16 protein-coding genes are annotated in these 19,717 nt (G+C 69.6%); 4 read left to right on the forward strand and 12 right to left on the reverse strand.

Annotated features, from left to right (window positions below):
* The first annotated feature begins 38 nt into the window (after positions 1 to 38).
* Positions 39 to 1,190, forward strand: a complete 1,152-nt coding sequence (locus ACZ5WE_RS12850; protein ID WP_467685874.1) for a hypothetical protein — start codon at positions 39 to 41, stop codon at positions 1,188 to 1,190.
* 115 nt (positions 1,191 to 1,305) lie between these two features.
* On the opposite strand, the gene ACZ5WE_RS12855 is transcribed toward ACZ5WE_RS12850, so the two are convergent.
* The gene (locus ACZ5WE_RS12855) at positions 1,306 to 2,085 is read right to left on the reverse strand and encodes an SURF1 family protein (RefSeq protein WP_467685876.1); all 780 of its coding nucleotides are present in this window, start codon (positions 2,083 to 2,085) and stop codon (positions 1,306 to 1,308) included.
* Between the two features lie 127 nt (positions 2,086 to 2,212).
* A complete protein-coding gene (locus ACZ5WE_RS12860; RefSeq protein WP_467686245.1) occupies positions 2,213 to 3,988 on the reverse strand; it encodes a S9 family peptidase in 1,776 nt (591 codons plus the stop codon).
* Positions 3,989 to 4,159: 171 nt separating this feature from the next.
* On the opposite strand from ACZ5WE_RS12860, the gene ACZ5WE_RS12865 reads away from it, so the two are divergent.
* The gene (locus ACZ5WE_RS12865; protein WP_467685878.1) at positions 4,160 to 4,987 is read left to right on the forward strand and encodes a class I SAM-dependent methyltransferase; all 828 of its coding nucleotides are present in this window, start codon (positions 4,160 to 4,162) and stop codon (positions 4,985 to 4,987) included.
* Positions 4,988 to 5,061: 74 nt separating this feature from the next.
* On the opposite strand, the gene ACZ5WE_RS12870 is transcribed toward ACZ5WE_RS12865, so the two are convergent.
* From ACZ5WE_RS12870 to ACZ5WE_RS12890, 5 genes are all read right to left on the reverse strand, one after another.
* Positions 5,062 to 5,655: a GNAT family N-acetyltransferase gene (locus tag ACZ5WE_RS12870; RefSeq protein ID WP_467685880.1), complete on the reverse strand. Its 594-nt coding sequence runs from the start codon at positions 5,653 to 5,655 to the stop codon at positions 5,062 to 5,064.
* A 101-nt stretch (positions 5,656 to 5,756) separates the two neighbouring features.
* On the reverse strand, positions 5,757 to 6,641 hold the full coding sequence (locus tag ACZ5WE_RS12875; protein WP_467685882.1) for an alpha/beta fold hydrolase: 885 nt from the start codon (positions 6,639 to 6,641) through the stop codon (positions 5,757 to 5,759).
* A complete protein-coding gene (locus ACZ5WE_RS12880; RefSeq protein WP_467685884.1) occupies positions 6,638 to 7,261 on the reverse strand; it encodes a TetR/AcrR family transcriptional regulator in 624 nt (207 codons plus the stop codon). Before ACZ5WE_RS12880 ends, ACZ5WE_RS12875 begins: the two co-directional genes overlap by 4 nt.
* A gap of 98 nt (positions 7,262 to 7,359) precedes the next feature.
* Entirely contained in the window at positions 7,360 to 7,920 is a 561-nt protein-coding gene (locus ACZ5WE_RS12885) for a hypothetical protein (protein WP_467685886.1), read from the reverse strand.
* Positions 7,921 to 8,173: 253 nt separating this feature from the next.
* The gene (locus tag ACZ5WE_RS12890) at positions 8,174 to 8,623 is read right to left on the reverse strand and encodes a DoxX family membrane protein (protein WP_467685888.1); all 450 of its coding nucleotides are present in this window, start codon (positions 8,621 to 8,623) and stop codon (positions 8,174 to 8,176) included.
* Positions 8,624 to 8,799: 176 nt separating this feature from the next.
* Between ACZ5WE_RS12890 and ACZ5WE_RS12895 the strand changes: the two genes are divergently transcribed.
* Complete coding sequence (locus ACZ5WE_RS12895; protein WP_467685890.1) at positions 8,800 to 10,020, forward strand: amidohydrolase family protein; 1,221 nt, start codon at positions 8,800 to 8,802, stop codon at positions 10,018 to 10,020.
* A gap of 82 nt (positions 10,021 to 10,102) precedes the next feature.
* Here the strand turns inward: ACZ5WE_RS12895 and ACZ5WE_RS12900 are convergent, their stop codons facing one another.
* The 5 genes from ACZ5WE_RS12900 to ACZ5WE_RS12920 form a co-directional block, all read right to left on the reverse strand.
* Complete coding sequence (locus ACZ5WE_RS12900) at positions 10,103 to 11,035, reverse strand: FkbM family methyltransferase (protein WP_467685892.1); 933 nt, start codon at positions 11,033 to 11,035, stop codon at positions 10,103 to 10,105.
* 111 nt (positions 11,036 to 11,146) lie between these two features.
* Complete coding sequence (locus ACZ5WE_RS12905; protein ID WP_467685894.1) at positions 11,147 to 11,908, reverse strand: glycosyltransferase family 2 protein; 762 nt, start codon at positions 11,906 to 11,908, stop codon at positions 11,147 to 11,149.
* A 3-nt stretch (positions 11,909 to 11,911) separates the two neighbouring features.
* A complete protein-coding gene (locus ACZ5WE_RS12910; RefSeq protein WP_467685896.1) occupies positions 11,912 to 12,700 on the reverse strand; it encodes a GntR family transcriptional regulator in 789 nt (262 codons plus the stop codon).
* Positions 12,701 to 13,179: 479 nt separating this feature from the next.
* Positions 13,180 to 17,202: an NACHT and WD repeat domain-containing protein gene (locus tag ACZ5WE_RS12915; protein ID WP_467685898.1), complete on the reverse strand. Its 4,023-nt coding sequence runs from the start codon at positions 17,200 to 17,202 to the stop codon at positions 13,180 to 13,182.
* A gap of 529 nt (positions 17,203 to 17,731) precedes the next feature.
* On the reverse strand, positions 17,732 to 18,172 hold the full coding sequence (locus ACZ5WE_RS12920) for a VOC family protein (protein ID WP_467685900.1): 441 nt from the start codon (positions 18,170 to 18,172) through the stop codon (positions 17,732 to 17,734).
* 306 nt (positions 18,173 to 18,478) lie between these two features.
* Here ACZ5WE_RS12920 and ACZ5WE_RS12925 point away from each other — a divergent pair, with 306 nt between their 5' ends.
* Complete coding sequence (locus tag ACZ5WE_RS12925; RefSeq protein ID WP_467685902.1) at positions 18,479 to 19,675, forward strand: serine hydrolase domain-containing protein; 1,197 nt, start codon at positions 18,479 to 18,481, stop codon at positions 19,673 to 19,675.
* The last annotated feature ends 42 nt before the right edge of the window (positions 19,676 to 19,717 follow it).

Genomic DNA, 19,717 nt, shown 5'->3' on the forward strand with positions numbered 1-19,717 from the left:
GCGAAGAGCCCACCGCGTCCGAGCGTGAAGAGCCGACCGTGGCTGAGCGTGCAGAGCCCACTGCGTCTGAGCGTGATGAGTCGGCTGCGTCCGATGAGTCGACTGCGGCCGAGCGTGACGAGGCCGTCGCGTCTGAGCGTGATGAGCCCACTGCGGCTGAGCGCGGGGGCGGCGAGGCGTCGGGCTCTGTATTCGGCGGCGAGGACGGCTCCGACGAGCTGGCGCTGCGCAGGATGATGCGTTCGGCCGTCCAGGAGATCGAGCCGGGAGACCGCGCCCTCGAGCGTCTGCGGCACGCGGTGCCCGCACGCCGCCAGCGCAAGCGCCAGGCCGTGGTCGGCATGGCCGCCGCCGCGCTCTTCATCGGCACCGCCATCCCCGCTCTCGTGCACGTCACGAACTCCAGCGGCGGGTCGGACGACCGGCCGTCGATAGCGGGCAACAGCGAGCAGACGCAGGGCGGTTCGAGTCAGGGCGGCAAGGGCCCCGACGGTGGGGAGAAGGGCAAGGACAGCGACTCCGGCCCCTCCAAGTCCAAGGACAAGAAGGACAAGAAGGGCAAGAAGGACGGCAAGGGGAAGGGTGAGGCCAGCGGCGGCGCGACCGGTGGTCCCGACCCGGCGGGCACAGAATCCGCCGACTCGCCTGCCTGCGCGGTGGACCAGCTCGGCGGGGCCAGCGGTAGTGCGGGTGCGCCGGAGGCCGACGGCAAGGTGTACGGCAGCTTCCGCATCGCCAACGTCTCCGGCAGCAGCTGTACGGTCAGCGCCCCGGGCAGCGTGAGCACGGCGACGACGGGGGCGGCCGACCCCGCGAAGATCCTCGTCACCGACCATGTGGCGGGAGACGCGGCGACGGGCCTTCCCGACCCGGCGCAGGCGGTCGGCTCGCTGGTCCTCCAGCCGGGGGCGGCGTACGAGGTGAAGTTCGCCTGGGTGCCTTCGGAAGCGTGTCCGACGGACAGCGGTGAGCCTTCCCCCGACCCGACCCCCACGGAGGGCGGCGGCGGCACGGACGGCGGCGCACCGGGTGGCGTGGAGCCCCAGATGACGCGCGAGGACGGCGGTGTCCTGGACGGCGGCGTGACGGTGTCCCTGACGGCCGCCGAGGGTTCGCCCGCGGCGGGCGCGACGATCACCAACGCGTGCGCGGGGACGGTCTACCGCACGGGGATGTTGTCGGCGTCGTAGGCGACGCGGTCGACTCCCACGACGGGCTGGAATATCCAGCCCGTCCGGCGTTCGCGGACATCGAGCAGGACAAAGCGTAAGAAGGAGTGCTCAGGGGGCTCAGGGAGTCCCGGGGCTACTCTTCCGGCAGAAGCCCCAGCGCGGCGTCCCGTGCGAACTCCCGCTCCCGCCGGAACAACCGGAACCACATGAAGACGACGAACCCCGCGAAGACGAACCACTCCCCGGTGTAGCCGAGGTTCTGGAAGGCCTTGAGGTCGAGCCCCGAGTTGGCCGGCTCGGACGCCGGCACCGCCTTCATCCCGGAGTCGCCCTTGTCCAGGGTGACCCAGGCGTCGTACACATCGCCCTGGACCAAGTTCACCAGCGAGGCCGCGCCGATGGCGCCCAGCTGCCCCTGCGGCAGCCCGCCGGCCGAGCTGACCCCGTTCGAACCAGGGCTCTCGGAGGCCTGAAGCGCGCCCGTCACGGTGACCTCACCGGAGGGCGCCGCGGGAGCCTTCGCCGCACTCGCCTTCCCGGGGAGCCAGCCGCGTACGACCGGCAGGTCCTTGCCGCTGTCGGTGTGCAGCAGCGTGAGGACGTAGTAGCCCGACTTGTCGTCCAACTCCCGGCCTGGAACCAGTAGTTGCTTGCCGTACTGTCCGGTGGCCGACACCTGTTCCCCGGATGTCTCCTTGTCCACGGGGAGCATCGAGTCCAGCGGCCGTGGCTTCTCCTGCGACCTGGCCGGTGACGCCTGCCGGTCGGCCTGTTCCTGTGCGGCGTCATGCGCCTCGACGCGGTCCTCGAACCGCCCCAGCTGCCATGACCCCATGAAGATGCAGAAGGGGATGGCCAGCAGCACGAAGACGTTGATCCCCCACCAGCGGGGCGTCAGCAGGAACCGGTACACACCCCCACGGTACGGGGCGCCCGTGGGAGGCGGGCCGCGGGGTTGGCGAAGCAAGCCACCGCCTCTGCGGTGCGGCCCACCTCCCCGCGGCCGGGCTCCGCGGCCAAGCTCCGCGGCCGGGCTCCGGCTAGCGAAGGTGGCGCTCGGCGAAGTCCAGTTCCAACCGCACCTGCTTGATCCGCTCGTCCACGACGAGCGAGCCGTGCCCCGCGTCGTACCGGTACACCTCGTGCACCGCGTCCCGCGCCTTGAGCCGGTCCACGTAGTTCTCGACCTGGCGGATCGGGCAGCGCGGGTCGTTCACGCCCGCGGAGATGTAGACCGGGGCCTTGACCGCGTCCACGTACGTCAGCGGGGACGAGGCCTTGAAGCGCTCCGGGACCTCCTCCGGCGTACCGCCGAGGAGCGTGCGGTCCATGGACTTCAGGGCCTCCATCTCGTCGTGGTACGCCGTCACGTAGTCCGCGACCGGGACGGCTGCGAGGCCCACCGCCCAGGAGTCGGGCTGAGTGCCGACGCCGAGGAGCGTGAGATACCCGCCCCAGGAGCCGCCGGCCAGGACGATGCGGTCCGGGTCCGCGAGGCCTGACGTCACGGCCCACTCCCGCACCGCCGCGATGTCCTCGAGCTCGATCAGGCCGACCCGGTGCTTGAGGGCGTCCGTCCACTCACGGCCGTACCCGGTCGAGCCGCGGTAGTTGACGCGCACCACCGCGTACCCGTGGTCCACCCAGGCCGCGGGGCCCGCCGCGAACGCGTCGCTGTCGTGCCACGTCGGGCCGCCGTGGATCTCGAAGACCGTGGGGAGGGGGCCCGTGGCGTCGGCGGGCTTCTGCACGAGGGCGTGGACCCGGCCGCCGGGGCCCTCCACCCACACGTCCTGCACCGGCACGGAGGCCGGGGCCTTCATACCGGGCGGATCGAGCACTACACCGCCCGTCGTCGAGCGCACCACCGGCGGCTCGGCGGCCGAGGACCACAGGTACTCCACGCTGCCGTCCGGCCGCGCTGTCGCCCCCGACACCGACCCCGTGGGTGTCTCGACCTCGATCAGCTCACGGGAGGCGAAGACGTACCGGAACAGCTCGCTTCGGGCCTCGAAGCTGTGCGCGATGAGCAGGGCGGAGCCGTCCGGATACCACTCGGCGCTCACGTCACCCGGCAGGTCGAGCGCCAGGTCCGTCTCCTCGCCCGACGCCACGTCCCACACCATCGGCTCCCAGCGGCCCCGCCGCTGATGCCCGACGAGCAACCGCGTGTCCCCGTCGACCGGCGCGAAGCCGAGGACCTCGAGGCCCGCCTCGACCGTGCCGCCCAAGGTGTCGTCGAGCTCGGCGACCGTGGAGCCGTCCGGCCTGATCACCCGGAGGGTGGAGTGCATCGCGTCGCCGTGCTCCGTGTGCTCGACGGCGATCAGTGTGCCGTCGTGGGAGAGGTCGCCGACGCCCGCGGACTCGCGGTGGCGGTAGATCTCGACGGGGTCCGCGCCCGGCGAAAGTACGACATGGATCGTCGAGCCCTCCTCGTCCGTCGAACGGCCGATGACGGACATGCGCCCGTCCCGCGCGAGGGCGAGGCCCGCCGGATACGACGCCTCGAGTCCCGCCACCGCGGGCTCGTCGGCGGCGCCACCCGCGAACGGCTGGCGCATCCACACGCCGAACTCGTCGCCGTCCGTGTCGCTGAACCACCAGATCCACTCGCCGTCCGGCGAGACCAGGCCGTCCGTCGTGCCGTTCGGCCGGTCCGTCACCTGGCGCTGCTCGCCGGTCGCGCGGTCCCATGCGTACAGCTCGTACGTCCCTGTCGCGTTCGACACGAACAAGGAACGGTCGGGGGCGTCCTCCGCCCAGTCGGGCAGGGAGACCCGCGGCGCACGGAACCGCTTCTCCCAGGCCGGCATCTCCGCGCCGCCGCCCGCATCGGTCGCCTTGCCCGCCGCATCGCCCGTACCCGTACCCGTACCCGTACCCAAGTCTGCACCCGCACCCAAGTCGCTCATGGACCCCATAGTGCACGTCCACGCCGACAATCCGCTGGCGAGGGTCCCCAGCCTGTGGATAACTTTCTGGACATGTACTCACCGACCCCGTCCGACTGGCGCGAGGCCAATCGAAAACGCTGGGACGAGCGCGTTCCCCTCCATCTCGCCAGCGACTACTACGACCTCGAAGCCTTCCGCTCGGGCAACGACCCGCTGCGGCCCTTCGAGCTCGCCGAGGTCGGTGACGTCACCGGGCGCTCGCTGCTCCACCTCCAGTGCCACATCGGCCTCGACACCCTCTCCTGGGTCCGGCACGGAGCCTCCCGGGTGGTCGGCCTCGACTTCTCCGAGCCCGCCGTGGACGCGGCGCGCGACCTCGCCGCCGAGCTCGGCCTCAGCCCCGACCAGGCGTCCTTCGTCGCCGCCGACGTGTACGACGCGGCGGATGCGGTGCCCGACTCCTCGTACGACATCGTCTACACCGGAGTGGGCGCCCTGTGCTGGCTCCCCGACATCCAGCGGTGGGCCGAGACCGCGGCCGCGCTCGTGGCGCCGGGCGGTTTCCTCTACCTCTCGGAGTTCCACCCGCTCGCGGACATCCTGGACGACGCGACGGGCTCACGGATCGAGTACGACTACTTCGCCCGCGACGCCTGGATCGAGGAGACCCCCGGCGGCTACGCGGACACGACCACCCCCACGGTCCACAACCGCACCGTGGAGTGGCAGCACCCGGTGGGCGAGGTCGTGTCGGCCCTGGCGGCCGCGGGTCTGCGGATCGACTTCCTCCACGAGCACGACACCACGCTCTTCGAACGCTTCGGCGCCCTCGAACTCCGCGACGGCGCCTACCAGTTCCCGGTGGACCGCCCGCGCATCCCCCTCATGTACTCCCTGCGGGCGAGCAAGGCGGGCTAGGCGGGCCAGGAGAGCCAGGAGAGCCAGGCGGGCTCGGGGCACGCGGGGTGTCGTCCGCCGCGCAGCTCTCGCCCTCAGGCAATCACCGGCCGCATCCACCCCTCCCACACGAGGCCGTCAGGCAACGCCGTCTCGCTCTCTCCCCGGCGGTGCGGCACCGGGGATCCCGGTGCGCCCGGATCGAACTCCCCGAGCTTCGTCCAGCCCCACGACCGCAGGACCTCGCGCCCCAGATCGTCGTCCCGCTTGATGACCGCGACGACCAGATCCGTGGCGTGCCGCACGAGCAGCAGCGTGCGCAGGCGCTCCGAGACGCCCTGCCGCCGGTAGGCGGGCACCACCATCAGCTCGGTCAGGACGAAGACCCGGCCCGCGGCCGTGCGTTCCTCCACCTCCGGGGGCAGGACGCCGCGGAACCCCTCCCACCAGTCGCCGGTACGCGCCGCGCGGTAGCCGTAGAGACAGCCGACCAGACCCCCGGCGTCGGCGACGACCATGTCGAAGTCGGGCCGCTGCACGGTGCTCTCGAACAGGCGCAGGAACCCCTGCCGGTCCCGGTACTCGGCCCCCGCGTCTCCTTCGTAGGCCTCGACATAGACGTCGGCGACCGCTTCCCGCTGCTGCTCCGCCTGCCACCGGGTCAGCCGCCGCAAGAACACCTCTGCCATACGTTCCTCCGCCCGCCCCCGTCGAGGGGACCCCCGACACCCCTCGATACCCCTGGACTCCGCATGGTGACACCACGGAACGATGAGCGGAACGGGGCGTGTCATGGCCGCTTGAAGTCGTCGCCTCTGGGGGCGACCTCCTCCAGGAACGGGACGACCGCATCGATGAAGTGTTCGTTCCGATCTCCGGCCACCATGTGTCCCGCGCCCGCCACATCGACGCGCCGCGCATGGGGAACCCGTGCACAGAACTGCTCGGCGATGTCTTCGCGCACCACGTCGCTCATCCCGCCGCGGACGAGCAGGATCGGCCCCTCGGTGCCGCGCGCGGCGTCCAGGAGGCGCTCCGCCATGCCGGGCGGGTCCATCCGCCCCTCGAAGCTGTCCAGCATCCGGGGGTCCCAGTGCCAGACCCAGCGATCACCCTGGCGTCGCAGGTTGTTCCGTATCCCCTCGGAGGCGGCCGGACGCGGGCGATGCGGCAGATGGGCGGAGACCGTCGCGGCCGCTTCCTCCAGGTCGACGAATCCGTCCGGCCGGCGACGCATGAACTCGACGATCCGGTGAAACCCGCGAGGGTCGGGCCGATGGGCGATGTCGACAAGTACCAGAGCGCGAATCGCCGCCCTGGGCGCCTCGCCGGCGGCGAGCAGCGAGCTCAGGCCTCCGAGCGATGCGCCGATGAGCACGGGCCGTTCGCCCAGTTCGGCCACCATCGCCCGGACGTCCTGGGCGAACAGGCCGAGGTCGTAGTCACCGTCGGCCGACCATTGGCTGTCACCGTGCCCACGCAGGTCAGGGGCGATGACCCGCCACCCCAGTGCGGCAAGGCGGGGGCCGGTCCGATCCCAGGCGTGCCGCGTCTGGCCGCCGCCGTGCAGCAGGACAAGGGGCGGCGCTGACGCCTCGCCCCACACATCGGCCGCGAGCAGGATTCCGCCGCCGCCCACGAAACTTCGGGACTGCGGCAGCGCGCTTGCCGTCATGTCGCGCCCCCGGTTCGCAGCGGCGCCAGCAGTCGCTCGCGAGAGGGGTCCGCAGCCGCGGCGGCGAGCGCGACGTCCAGCGCGAACAGAGCGCGAGCGAGGAACCGGTCGTCATCGATCAGGCCGGCGACCCACTGATGCAGCGCGCCCACGCACGAGGCGCCGACGACCGCGGCCAACGCGTCAGTGTCGATGTCGGCGCGCAGAATGCCGTGTGCCCGCGCGTCCGCCATCGCCTGCCGGAGCTGGGTGAGCGGACTGCGGTCGAACACGAGGCCGCTTTCCGCCCACTCGCGCACCATGCGACGCGACACGACAGGGTCACCGACGAACAGCTGGACCGTCGCCCTGACGACCTCCCGCGGATCGCTGGCTTCCGGGGCCGCCAGGCGGTGCTCGAGTTCGTCCATGAACCCGGCGGCGAGGGCCTCCCAGACCTTGTCGCGCGGCCCGATCAGGTTGTACACGGTGGCGGGCGCGACCTCCGCCCGCTCGGCGATCCGCTCGGTACTGATCACCGATTCCGGCCGCTCGCGCACGAGTTCGCGAGCAGCCTCCAGGATCCGTGACCGCCGCTGAGCCTTCCGCCGCTCACGCAGCCCGCCTTCGCCCGCTTGCATAGGCGCCCACTCCATCCCCAAAATTTAGAGAGCACTCTAAATTTAGAGGTGCCCCGGGGCGCGGGGCAAGGGCGCGGGGCAAGGGCGCGGCGGCGGAGTCAGAAGTGCATCATCGACATCACCTCGGGACTCCGTACGCCTGTCGACACGGCGGGGACATCCGCACCGGGCTGGATCCATCCGGCGCGTTCGGCTGCCGCGACGGCGGCCTTCTCCGCCGCGTCCGCCCGGGAGTTCAGCTCTTCGTCCGCTCCCAGGTACCTGGCTCCTGCCGCCGCTGACGCGGCCAGGGAGGCTTTGAGCGCGGCCTGGCACGCAGCCAGGGACGGTTCGGCGTCGCGGTCGACGAGCTGCCCCGTCTGGGAGGCCTGCGCGGCGGACGCGGCGGCGTTTCTGGCGCAGCGGGAGTCCGCGGCCGGATCAGGGGTGCTGCTCTCGGAGAGCACCGCGAGGGCCTGAGCCGCTACACGGGCGGCGTGCGCGGCCTTCCAGACGGCGTTCTCGTGGACTTCGGAGCCGCTCGGCTGCTCCCTGGCGCCACGCTCGATGTAATGGCTCACGGCCGCCGCCCGAGCCGCTGCGCTCTCGGCTCGCGCGGCGTGGCCTCGTCCGAGGGCCGCAGCCTCGGGCCCGCCCGTTTCCCGGTCGCTTTCGCTCATCGGCCTCTCCTCGTCTGCCAGAACGACGGTGCGCCGTACTCAAGCCGCCTACGTCGACGCCGTACTCAAGCCGCCTGCGCCGGCGTTGTCCCCGGTCGCCGGAAGGCGGACGTGCCGGGCAGGGTGGCATGCCGCGGCGCAACAGGCCAGACAAGCGCACGAGGCTTCGCGCCGCCGACTGGCGTACGCGGGCTGATCGCGTAGCTCGCCACCGGGGGCGGGGCGCCTTCGTCTCCGGCGTCCTTCGTGGTGCCTACTGGAAGATCCCCAACGCGTCATCCAGCGACCAGACTTGCCAGCTCATGGCGAAGAGGGCAACGAGGGAGATGAGAGCCATCATCAGGTTCTGACCCTGCTCGGCCCAGTCGTGGATCATCAACACGAAGTAGATGAGGTTGAGTACGAGTCCACCGATCAGCGCGATCGGCGTGAGGAAACCGAAGATGAGGCCGAGGCCCAGGGCCAGCTCCGCGTAGGCGACGATGTAGGCCATCAGTTGAGGTCGGGGCTTCACGGTCAGGTCGAAGCCGGCCCGGACGAACTGCCAGCGGTGCTTCTCGGCGATGCCCACGGCCCAGCCGATGCCCCCTCCGGTGAACCAGGTCTTCTTGTCCTTGTGGCGCCAGCTCTCCAGCCACCACAGGCCGAGACCTATCCGGAGCACGGCGAACCACTCGGCTCCGCTGAGCCACATCGTCTGCATCGAGCGCCCTCCCTCAAACGACCTGACGGTTCGTCAGTTCAGCGGATCCCGGCCGATCGCGCAAGGGGTCGAGTTTCCAGCGGACTGTTGCCGTCGTCGAAGCGAGCCCATAACCTCAATCTGATGGACCGTCAGATGCGTGTATGGGAAACCGGCAGGTAGTAGGGGGCATAGCAGTGGACAACAGCGAGGTCGGGGCCAAGGAACTCCCCCGCGTCATCAGCGTGGACGACCACGTGATCGAACCCGCGCACCTCTTCGAGAAGTGGCTCCCGAGCAAGTACCGCGACCGGGGCCCGAAGCCCTTCACCGCAGGTATCGGCGAGCTGGCGTACATCGGCGGCAAGTACAAGTTCACGACGGACCCGGAAGGGCAGGTCACCGACTGGTGGGAGTACGAGGGAGAGATCTTCCCGTACAAGCGCATCATCGCCGCCGTCGGCTTCTCGCGGGACGAGATGACGCTCGACGGCATCACGCGTGAGCAGATGCGCCGTGGCTGCTGGGACCCGAAGGCTCGCCTGGAGGACATGGACATCAACCATGTCGAGGCCTCCCTCTGCTTCCCGACGTTCCCGCGCTTTTGCGGGCAGACGTTCTCCGAGGCCAAGGACAAGGAGGTCGGGCTCGCCTGTGTGCGGGCGTACAACGACTGGATGGTGGAGGAGTGGTGCGGGGACAGCGGCGGAAGGCTGATCCCGCTGTGTCTCATCCCGCTGTGGGACGTGGATCTCGCCGTCGCCGAGATCAAGCGCAACGCCGCTCGCGGCGTGCGGGCCGTGACCTTCAGCGAGATCCCCACGCACCTCGGTCTGCCGTCGATCCACTCCGGCTACTGGGACCCGTTCTTCGCGGCGTGCGAGGAGACCGGCACGGTGGTGAACATGCACATCGGTTCGTCGTCACAGATGCCGGCGGCGTCCCCGGACGCGCCCCCGGCCGTCCAGGCGTCCCTGAGCTTCAACAACGCGATGGCCTCGATGATGGACTTCCTCTTCTCCGGGGTCCTGGTGAAGTTCCCCCGCCTCAAACTCGCCTACAGCGAGGGGCAGATGGGCTGGATTCCGTACGCCCTGGAGCGCGCCGACGACGTCTGGGAGGAGCACCGGGCCTGGGGCGGAGTCAAGGATCTGATCCCGGAGCCCCCGTCGATGTACTACTACCGGCAGATCTTCTGCTGCTTCTTCCGGGACAAGCACGGTGTCGCCTCGATCGAGACCGTGGGCGTCAACAACGCCACCTTCGAAACCGACTACCCGCACGTCGACTCGACGTGGCCGCACACGAAGCAGGTGGCCGAGGATCACGTCGGCCACCTCCCCGAGGACGTGGCGTACAAGCTGCTCCGCGGGAACGCGATCCGCATGCTGGATCTCCCGTTTGACGGAAACCGGTAGGAGCCGGCGGAAACCGGTAGGAGCCGGCGCTGAGCCGGGAACGGGCTCAGCGCAGGTCTCAGCGCAGGTCTCAGCGCAGGTCTCAGCGAAGGGTCTCAGCGTCCACCCGTGAGAACACCAGCTCGCTCTCGCCGACGATGGGCCCGCGCCATCGCACCGGCGGCTCCGGCCGGCGGAGCGCGCGGGGGTAGTTCTCGGGCCTGTAGTCGGTGGGCAGCCGGTAGGTGTGGAAGCCGTGCTGAGCCATGGTCTCCATCAACTCATCGATGGAGTCGCCCAGTTGGGTCATGCGGTCCGGGGTGACCTCCACGGCGATCTCCGCATCCGGGCGCAGCTCTCCCAGTACGGGAGCGAGCCCTCTGATGACGCCGCCCTCGGCGCCCTCGACGTCGATCTTGATCACGCGGGCCCTGGAGAGCTCGTCCTCCTCCAGGACCTCCGGCAAGGGCCGAGCCTCCATGTCGAAGCTCGACTCGGCCGGGCCGTCGTACGGGACGATCGAGTTCGCGCCCATGTTGTTCGAGCTCGCGAGCACGAAGGTCAGCGTCTTGTGGCTGTCGGAGACTGCCGCGTTGACGGCGCGGACGTTGTCGCAGCCGTTGAGGTCGATGTGCCGCAGCACGCGGTCGTGGAAGGTGGGAGATGCCTCGATGGCCACCACCCGGCCCGTGCTCCCGACGAGACGAGAGCCCAGGATCGCGAAGTAGCCGATGTTCGCGCCCACGTCGACGAACGTGTCTCCGGCGCCCAGGCGGCTCTGCAGCCACCGCGTCATGTGCGGCTCCCACACGCCGTACAGGCTGATGAACCGCTGGATGAGGTCGCGGGAGTCGCAGGCGAAGCGTGCGCCGAACCGCGCCTCGACGACGCGCTGACGCGGATGGTCGCGCAGGTACGGGTTGAGGTACTGGGCGCAGAGCGGGCCCTTGAGCAGCGAGCCGGGTGCGTTGCGCACGTAGCCGCGGCCGAGGGTGGCCAGGAGCTCCGACGTGCATCGGGGGGAAGCGGGAGGCATATCCGTGACCGTACGAGTCCGCCGCCGGAGACGGCAAGATCCTCGGAGCCGTCCCGGCCACGCGGCACCGCCCCGCTGACGCCTCCCGGAGAGTGCCGGGCGTCAACCAGATCAGTCCGAGCCGGCGGGATAGCGCCACTGGAAGTGCTCCAGTGCGCGCGCCCGTGCCTCGACAACGGCCATGCGCGCATCGCGCTCCGCCGAGTCGACGTGCGCCGCCTGGCCGGTCACCTGGCCTTCCCACTTGCGGTAGAGCAGGCCGACATCGGCCGAGAACCAGCCCCGCGAGGTCGAGTTCAGGGCGAGCAGGAGGCCCGTGTCCTCGGACGCCGGGAGAGCCATCCAGCCGCCCAGGGCCACGAGCAGGTCGCGGCGGACGAAGAGCGATGCCGGATGGACCTGCGCGCGGTAGTCGTGAGACGCCCAGTAGTTGAGCACTTCCCGGCGTTCGACCGGCCCGTGCGCGGGGTCGCCGGGAAAACCGACGGTGGAGCCGTCGGGGAGCAGGTCGAGCGCGCGTGACGTCGCCCAACCGATGGTTCGATCAGCTTCGAGAGCCGCGAGGTCGCGGGCCAGCACACCGGGCGCCAGCTGGTCGTCGGCGTCAAGGACCTTCACGTACTCGCCGTCCGCGTCGGCCAGGGCGATGGTCCGCGCGACCCCCGGCCCCCCGGGGCGGCCCTGCTTGAACGTGACCCGCTCGTCGTCAGGGACGTGCGGGGCGACCTTGTCGGTCGTGCCGTCCTCTTGGATCAGCCAGTGCCAGTCCCATCCCGCGGGCAACTCCTGCTCGCGGACGGACCTGTGGGCGTCGGCCAGAAAGCGCGCTGACGGGGCGTGGACTGCCGTGACGATGCTGATGCGCCGGCTCACGGCTCACCACCTTTCCAAGTGGGTCGTGAAGAGCATTTCCGTACGGTCACCGGGCAGCGTGGCGTCAGACATCTCGACGAGACGATGGTCCGTGTCGTACGAGAATTTGCGCACGACGAGAACCGCCGTGCCGGGTGGTAGTCCCAACTCCTCCGCCTCTTCCATGGTCGGGGGTCGAGCCGTCACGCGTTCTTCGACGCGGTCGATCTCGATACCCACCGTGTGCAGTTGGTTCCAAGTGCCGCCCGGCCAAGGCTCGTTCGTTTCGTCCAGGAGGTCGGGGTTTCCCTTGACGAGGTCGCGGATCAGATACGACGTGACCAGGTTGAAGGGGTTCCGCTCGGCGCTGTATCGCGTCCGATAGGTCCGCTGGATGAGCGCCGTCCCTTTGTCGACGCCCAGGGCCTCCGCGATCTCCTTAGGCGCCCCAATCTCGCGATAGGTGGCGTGAAAGATGAGGTCGCCGACCCCGAGACCCGTGTCGTGCTCGGTCGCGCCCGTCGCCTCTCGCTGCTGTTTGGGTGCGCGAGCCCGGTCCTTCTCCCATTGATGCCGTGAGTTCGTGCGTTGCACCAACAGGCGCGGCCGGCGGACGAAGCTTCCGCGGCCGTGCTGCTTCTCGATCAGCCCCTCGGTCTGGAGGACGCGCAGGGCCTGCTGGACTGTCGGTCCGCTGCGGCCGGTGCTCTTGATGAGATCCGCTTCAGAGGGCAGACGGTCGCCGGGACCGAGCCGGCCTGCGCGGATCTGTGCTCGGAGCTCGTCCGCGATTTTCTCGTAGGCCTTGGCCATGGGTGCCCACCGTCCTGTCGGTCAACGCACCTCAGCTTACGACTCCTAAAGAGGTCTTGATGAGTTGGAGAGTGCTGGTGGCGCGAAGTAGTGCCAGTGGTTCAGAGGTTCAGTGGTTCAGAGGTTCAGTGGTTCAGTGGTTCCGGGGGAAGCGGGAAGCCAAATGCGTGCGTCGCAGTTTCAGGCCATCATTCAGGCGCCTTATACAAGGCCGACTGTCGCGAAGCATGGCCCGACCACCCAGTTGTCCCGGAGATAACCGGCCGACGGTGACTCAATTTGGACTGCCTGGCTCGTCGAGCCGAAAAGCGGGGTGAGATCACGAAAGCGCCCGACCGCTGGCGACGGGGGATGCACCAGCGATCGGGCTATGGCCAACCGTAACAAGGCCGCTCGCGTAAGGGGAGTCAACTGCGGCGTCGAAATGTCGAGTTGTGATCGGGATCACGCAACGTGATCCGTGGGGGAGGGGTGGCCCGTTACTCGTCGCAGGGCGGCGCGTACGAGAGGCGTGGCAGATACTCGTGCCACTTATCCCGCGTAAGAACACCCCGAGTGGTCGAGCAAATGCGACGAATCGCCTCGTCGGTGTCCAAGTTCCAAAGCCGGACCGTATCCGTGCCGCTCGAAACCCCGAGCATCTCGCCCTTGGGGCTGAACGAGAGAAAGCTGCCCGTCTTGGCGTTGGGGCTCATCGACTGACCGATGGGGGAGGCACTGGAGGGGCGGGCGACATCCCAGAGCCGCACCGTGTTGTCGTTGCCGCCACTCGCCAGCGTGTGGCCGTCCGCGCTGAACGTCAGTGACACCACCGCGTCGGTGTGGCCCGTGAGGGAGGAGCCCAACTGGGTCGCCCCGAGGGGGTCGGTGATGTCCCAGAGCCGGACCGTGCCGTCGTCGCTGCCGCTGGCCAGCGTGCGGCCGTCGGGGCTCTGGGCGAGCTCGTTGATGGGGCCGAGGTGCCCCTTGAGGGGCCTGCCGATTCGGGCGGCGTGCCGCGGATCGGACACGTTCCAGAGCCGGATGGTGCCGTCCGCGCTCGCGCTGACGAGAGTGCGGCCGTCCTTGCTGAAGACGAGGGAGTTGACGTAACCCTCGTGGCCCGTGAGCGGCATGTCGAGGCGACGGAGGTGGGACGGGTCGCTGACGTTCCACAACTGGATGGTGCGGTCGGTGTCGGCGGATGCCAGGGTGCGCCCGTCCGGACTGAAGGCCAGCGCGGCCGCGAAGCGTGTCCTCAGCGCGACGGGCGGCCCGTAGGGGACCGGGCGGGTCGGTTCGGCGACGTTCCACAGCTGCACCGCGCGACTTCCCGTCAGGAGCGCGAGGGTCCTGCCGTCGGGGGAGAACACCGGCGAACGCACCTCCCCTTCCGCCGGTTTGAAGGGTTTGCCCAAAGCTACGGGCCGACTGGGACGCTCCACGTTCCACAGCCGCACCTTCTCCTCGCGCGTGGCCGTGGCGAGCACCTTCCCGTCCGGGCGAAACGATCCGGTTCTGCCGACCATGTCCGACGTCGGTATCGACCACAGGCGGACTCTGTTGTCGCCACTGCCCGTGGCGAGCGTTCGTCCATCGGGGCTGAAACCAAGGGCGTACATCTCCCCGCTGCTACCCGCGAGGGGCTCGCCGACCTGCGACGGGTGCGCCGGGTCGCGGACGTTCCACAGGCTCGCCGTGCTGTCCGCGCTGGCCGCCGCGAGCATCGTTCCAGCGGAGTTGAAGGCGACGGACCATACGGCGCCGGTGTGGCCGGTGAGCGGCGTGCCGAGCAGTTTCGCGTGGCGCGGGTCACTCACCTTCCAGAGCCGGATCCCGTTGTCGCTGCTGCCGCTTGCGAGCGTGTGGCCGTCGGGGCTGAAGGCCACGGAGTGCACCGTGCCCGCATGGCCGGTCAGCACCTTGTCGATCGGCTTCGGGCGTCGCGGATCGGCCGCGTTCCACAGTCTGATCGTGCCGTTGTCGCCACCGGCGGCCAGCGTCCGGCCGTCGGGGCTGAAGGCCACGGACCGCACGGCTGCGGTGTGGCCGGTCAAGGTGCCCAGTGCCTTCGGCCGGCTCGGGTCGCCCACGTTCCACAGACGTACGGTGTGATCGTCGCTGGCGGAAGCCAGAGTGCGCCCGTCCGGGCTGAAGGCGACCAGATAGACCGCACCGTCATGGCCGGTCAGGGGCGAGCCCAACGGGCGGGGGTGGCTGGGGTCCCGCACGTTCCACAGCCGGACCGTGCCGTCGTCCGAAGCGGTGGCGAGGGTGTCGCCGTCCGGGCTGAAGACCGCGCTGCTCGCCCAACTCCTGTGCCCGGTGAGGGGTTTGCCCAGGGGCTTGGGCCGAGACGGGTGCGACACGTCCCACAGCCGTACGGTCCGGTCGTAGCTGGCAGTGGCCAGGAGCCGTCCGTTCGGGCTGAACGAGGTGAGGTAGACGGCGCCCTTGTGTCCGAGGAGCGGTGTGGCCAGCGGCGCGTTCACGATCGAGAGCAACCGGTTCTGAGTGCCTTCGTCCCCTGGCCGCAGGTTGTGCGCGACCAGGTCGAGTTGGGCGGACAGCGACGGATCCGTGTCCTGGACGCGATCAGCCTCGGCCACCACCTGCTCGAACACCGCGTCGTCCCGCTGCTGCCACGCGACCACCGCCGCGGCGACGGCCACCATGGCCAGCACGACCAGGGCCGCCACCGCGCCGCGGGTGATCAAGACCGTGCGCCTGCGGAGTCTGGCCGAAGCAGCCAGGAACTCCACCGCGCCTCTGGTCAGAAACGTGCCGCCGGCTGTCTTCCGCCAGGCGCTGGCCTGCTCGAGACGGGAACCCCGGTAGAGCAGTGACGTGTCGCGGTCGGAGTCCTCCCAGGTCCTGCCGTCCTCTTCGAGGCGTTGCCGCAGCAGGTTGTCGTTCCTGTCCTCGTCGATCCAGTCGCGCAGACGGGGCCAGGCGTGGAGCAACGCTTCATGAGTGATCTCCACGGTCTCCGAGTCGAGTGTCACCAAGCGAGCGCGTACCAGCGCTTCGAGGGATTCCTCGGTCTTGCCGGGGTCCGTCGACTCCTCGGCCAGTTGGCGCCGCGCGCCCCGCCTGCGCGTGGCCTGGGTGTCCTCGCCGAGCCGTACCAGCCTGAGGAGGAGCAGGCGGGCGGCCGTGCGGGCCGCCGGGTCGAGGTCGGACCAGGCACGCTCGGCGCTCGCTGCCACCGCTCCCTGGATTCCCCCCGCCGCGCGGTAGCCGGCCAGCGTCAGCCTGCCCGTCTTCCGCCGCTGCCAGGTGGCGAGCAGGGCATGCGAGAGGAGCGGCAGCACTCCCGCGTCGTGCGCCCCGCGGGGTCCGTTCGTGCTCACCTCCCGGACGATCAGTTCCGCGAGTCCGGGTTCGAGTTCGAGCCCCACGGCCTTGGCCGGGCCGGTCACGGCCTCGCGCAACTCCGCGGTGGTCAGCGGTCCGAGGACCATGTGCCGGTGCTGCAGCGCGTCGGCCAGTTCGGGGTACCTGAGGCACTGCTCGTAGAAGTCGGCGCGTATGCCGAGGACCACGAGCGCGGGAGCCGGGCCCCCGACGTCCCCGGGGGAGCACGCGGCCTGGAGGAGCTGGATGAAAGTGCGCTTGACCGACTCGTCGCAGGAGAGGGTGAACGTCTCCTCGAACTGGTCCACGATGATGACCGGCCGGGCGGCGGAGGACGACTCGCGTCGCGCCCACGCCGTGACGGACTCCCTCACCGTGTTCGCGAAGTGCGGGGTACCGGCCTCTTTCGCCGCCGATTCCCGGGTGGCGACGGAGATGGCCTGCGCGAGCTCGGGTATCTGGCGGGTCAGCTCGGCGAGAGGGTCGCTACCCGGCACGAGCTGCAGCACAGGACCTGCCTGGCCGCCCTCTTCGCTCAGCGCGCCGTGTTGCAGTGTGGGGACCAGACCGGCGTTCAGCAGGGAGGATTTTCCCGCCCCTGAAGCGCCGACGAGCATGACGAGGCCGCCCGTCGGCCCCACCGCGCGCAGCTGAGCGACCAGGGCATCCGTGCTCCGCTCCCGTCCGAAGAACCACCTGGCGTCCTGCTGACGATACGAAGCCAGCCCTCGGTAGGGACACATACCGTGGACGGTGGTCGCGGACGCGGCCTCGGCCTGAAGCCGTTCCTCGTCTTCCGCCGCCGTCGTGGCGGCGCGGCCACTGACCGGGTCGGCCACGGCGCGCTCCCACAGGAGCTGCCACTGGGCCATGTCGTACAGGCCCGCGGCCGCGGGAGCGGGCTGCTCACGCCGAGCTTCGGGAATCAGCACATGAAGCACCGCTGAGAGGGCAGCGAACTGGGCGGGCACGTTCCTGGCCCGTCGCCAGTCGCTGATCCGCTGGGCGGAAACCCGCACGGTCCGCCCTCGTTCATCGACCCGCTGATGCCGGACGACCGCCTCGGCCACGCGCTGGAGGGGAGGGTTACCGGCTTCCTTGTACAGCAACGCGAGACGCTCCGCGAAGGCTGTGCGTGCCCCTGAGTCGGAGTTCAAGGCCTCCACCCGGTACTCCCCTCCCGCACCTGGACATCCGGACCGGAAAACTCACCCTATACGGCTGACCTGCGGTTAAGGGGTCCGGAGTGTGAGGGAACCTCCTCTTCCGGAGCCTCAGCTGGCAGGATCACAAAGCAGTAGCGAACAACCCCGCAGCGTCAGGGCAGGTCACCAGGTCGGGATACGCACAGAGCCGACTCATTGCACAGAGCCGACTCATCGCACCCACCACACTGCAATGACCTCGGCTGGTTTCCACCGATCACACTCGGACCGTTGTCGCGTCGACCGCGGATCCGTCGTTCCTCGATCCGCGCCGATACGCCGACATGGCGCGGATCGATGCAGCCCGCGTCGTTCGGTACCGGTCCCCACAGGGGAGGGACCGGTGCCGAAACGACGTGGTGCGAGAGCCCTTGGCAACGCGGGGCCAGGCGAGTCGGACAGGTCAGCAGGCCAGACGGGTCAGACAGGCCAGTCGGGCCAGACGGGTTACGTAACGCGCAGGCAGCTCCTTGGCCGACCGGGCGCCTTCTCAGCGCAGTTGCTCGGCCAGTCCGACGATGATGCCCTCCGGGCCGCGGACGTAGCAGAGCAGATAGCTGTCCTCGAACCGAGCGATCTCGCCGACGAGTACGGCGCCGTGAGGGCGCAGGCGGGCGATGGTGTCCTCGAGGTCGTCGACGGCGAACATGACGCGGTGCGTGCCCAGGATGTTGTGCGGTTGGTAGCGTGGCCCGGCGCTGATCGCCGCGGGGCTGCGGTACTTCGCCAGCTCGAGCCGGCTGTGACCGTCCGGGGTCCGGACCATCGCGATGTCACAGTGCACGCCGTCGAGTCCGGTGCACTGGTCGGCGACGGGGCCCTTGACCTCCGCCCTGCCCTCCAGCTCCATACCGAGTTCCACGAAGAACGCGATGGCGGCATCCATGTCCTCGACGACGATGCCGACGTTGTCCATCCGCTGAATCGCCATGCTGGTTTCTCCTTCTTCCTCGTACGGCTTCTTCTTCGTACGGTTTTTTCCTCGTACGGCCGAGGGCGGCCGCTGATGCTCCTGGGACGAAGCCGGGGGCACGTTCTCGACATCCTCGGACAGCCGACTACGAGAATTCTCGGGACGGCCTCAGGTGGGGTGCCCGATCTGGGCCTTGCGCCACAGATGCGGTGGCTCCGAACGAGTGGACTTCTCGACACGGGGGCGGGCGGTCGGGCCTGCGTCGCGGGCCGAGGTGGTGATGTTCGAGACGTCCGCCCCCCTGTCTGGAAGAGGCGCCCCCGAATGAGACGTTCCACCTCCCGCCGTACCCTCTGTGCAGCGCTGCTCGTCGCGTCCTTGTGGGCGCCGACGGCGGCCCATCCGGCCGCGGCCGATCAGCGGCCGATCGCGGCCCACCCCGACAAGGGTGACTGCCCGAACAGCCTGGGACACAAGCTCACGTCCCGCCTCGACAAGGCCATGAACGACGTCGGAAAGAAGGCGGACATCCCCGGGGCCGTCGTCGGTCTGTGGATGCGGGGCAAGGGCTGCTACGTCCGGTCCATGGGCGTCGCCGACATCAGGACCGGCAAGCCGATGGCCGCCGACTCCTTCGTCCGGATCGGCAGCGAGACCAAGACGTTCACCGCCACCGCGCTGCTCCAGCTCGTGGACAAAGGCCGGGTCAAGCTGGACGACCCGATCTCCACCTACGTCAAGGGGGTGCCCAACGGCCACCGCATCACGCTGCGCCACCTCGCGGAGATGCGCAGCGGTCTGTTCCCCTACACCGAGGACGCCGGCTTCATCCACGACCTGCTGAGCGACCCGCAGCGCACCTTCACCCCGCGCCAGTCCCTCGCGTACGGCTTCAAGCACCGCAACACCTCCGCCCCGGGCAAGAAGTTCCAGTACTCCAACTCCAACTTCGTCCTGCTGGGCCTGGTGATCGAAAAGGTGACCGGCCGCCCCCTGGCCGACGTCATCCACCACCGCGTGCTGCGCCCGGCGCACCTGCGCAACACGCTGTTCCCGCGGGGCAACGAGTTCCCCAACCCGCACCCGCGCGGCTACACGAACCAAACCCTGAGCGGTGAGGTCGCGGACTCGACGAACTGGAACCCCAGCTGGGGCTGGGCGGCGGGGGCGATGATCTCGAACCTGCACGATCTGCGTCACTGGGCCAAGTCCGTGGCCACCGGACAGCTGCTCAGCGAGAAGACCCAGAAGCAACGCCTCAAGACGCTCCCCACCGGCCTCCCCGGCACCACCTACGGCCTCGGCATCTTCAAAGCCAACGGCTGGATCGGGCACAACGGCTCCATCCCGGGCTACGAGACCGTGACGGTCTACCTGCCCTCGCAGAAGGCCACCCTGGTCATCATGATGAACACCGACATCACGAGCCAGGGCCAGGAGCCATCCACCCTGCTCGCCCGCGCGATCACAGCGGTAGCCACCCCGAAGAACGTCTACGACGGTTCAGCCACCGCGCCCTAGCCCACACCCGGACCCGGCACCGGAGCGCCGGCCACACGGACG

This window comes from Streptomyces sp. NPDC033180 (genome assembly GCF_055577645.1).

Coding starts and splice junctions, on each gene's coding strand:
- ACZ5WE_RS12860 (WP_467686245.1), bottom strand. CDS start 3,988: ATGCCGGCCTGGGAGAAGCGGTTCCGTGCGCCGCGGGTCTCCCTGCCC.
- ACZ5WE_RS12865 (WP_467685878.1), top strand. CDS start 4,160: ATGTACTCACCGACCCCGTCCGACTGGCGCGAGGCCAATCGAAAACGC.
- ACZ5WE_RS12870 (WP_467685880.1), bottom strand. CDS start 5,655: ATGGCAGAGGTGTTCTTGCGGCGGCTGACCCGGTGGCAGGCGGAGCAG.
- ACZ5WE_RS12875 (WP_467685882.1), bottom strand. CDS start 6,641: ATGACGGCAAGCGCGCTGCCGCAGTCCCGAAGTTTCGTGGGCGGCGGC.
- ACZ5WE_RS12880 (WP_467685884.1), bottom strand. CDS start 7,261: ATGCAAGCGGGCGAAGGCGGGCTGCGTGAGCGGCGGAAGGCTCAGCGG.
- ACZ5WE_RS12885 (WP_467685886.1), bottom strand. CDS start 7,920: ATGAGCGAAAGCGACCGGGAAACGGGCGGGCCCGAGGCTGCGGCCCTC.
- ACZ5WE_RS12890 (WP_467685888.1), bottom strand. CDS start 8,623: ATGCAGACGATGTGGCTCAGCGGAGCCGAGTGGTTCGCCGTGCTCCGG.
- ACZ5WE_RS12900 (WP_467685892.1), bottom strand. CDS start 11,035: ATGCCTCCCGCTTCCCCCCGATGCACGTCGGAGCTCCTGGCCACCCTC.
- ACZ5WE_RS12910 (WP_467685896.1), bottom strand. CDS start 12,700: ATGGCCAAGGCCTACGAGAAAATCGCGGACGAGCTCCGAGCACAGATC.
- ACZ5WE_RS12920 (WP_467685900.1), bottom strand. CDS start 18,172: ATGGCGATTCAGCGGATGGACAACGTCGGCATCGTCGTCGAGGACATG.
- ACZ5WE_RS12925 (WP_467685902.1), top strand. CDS start 18,479: ATGAGACGTTCCACCTCCCGCCGTACCCTCTGTGCAGCGCTGCTCGTC.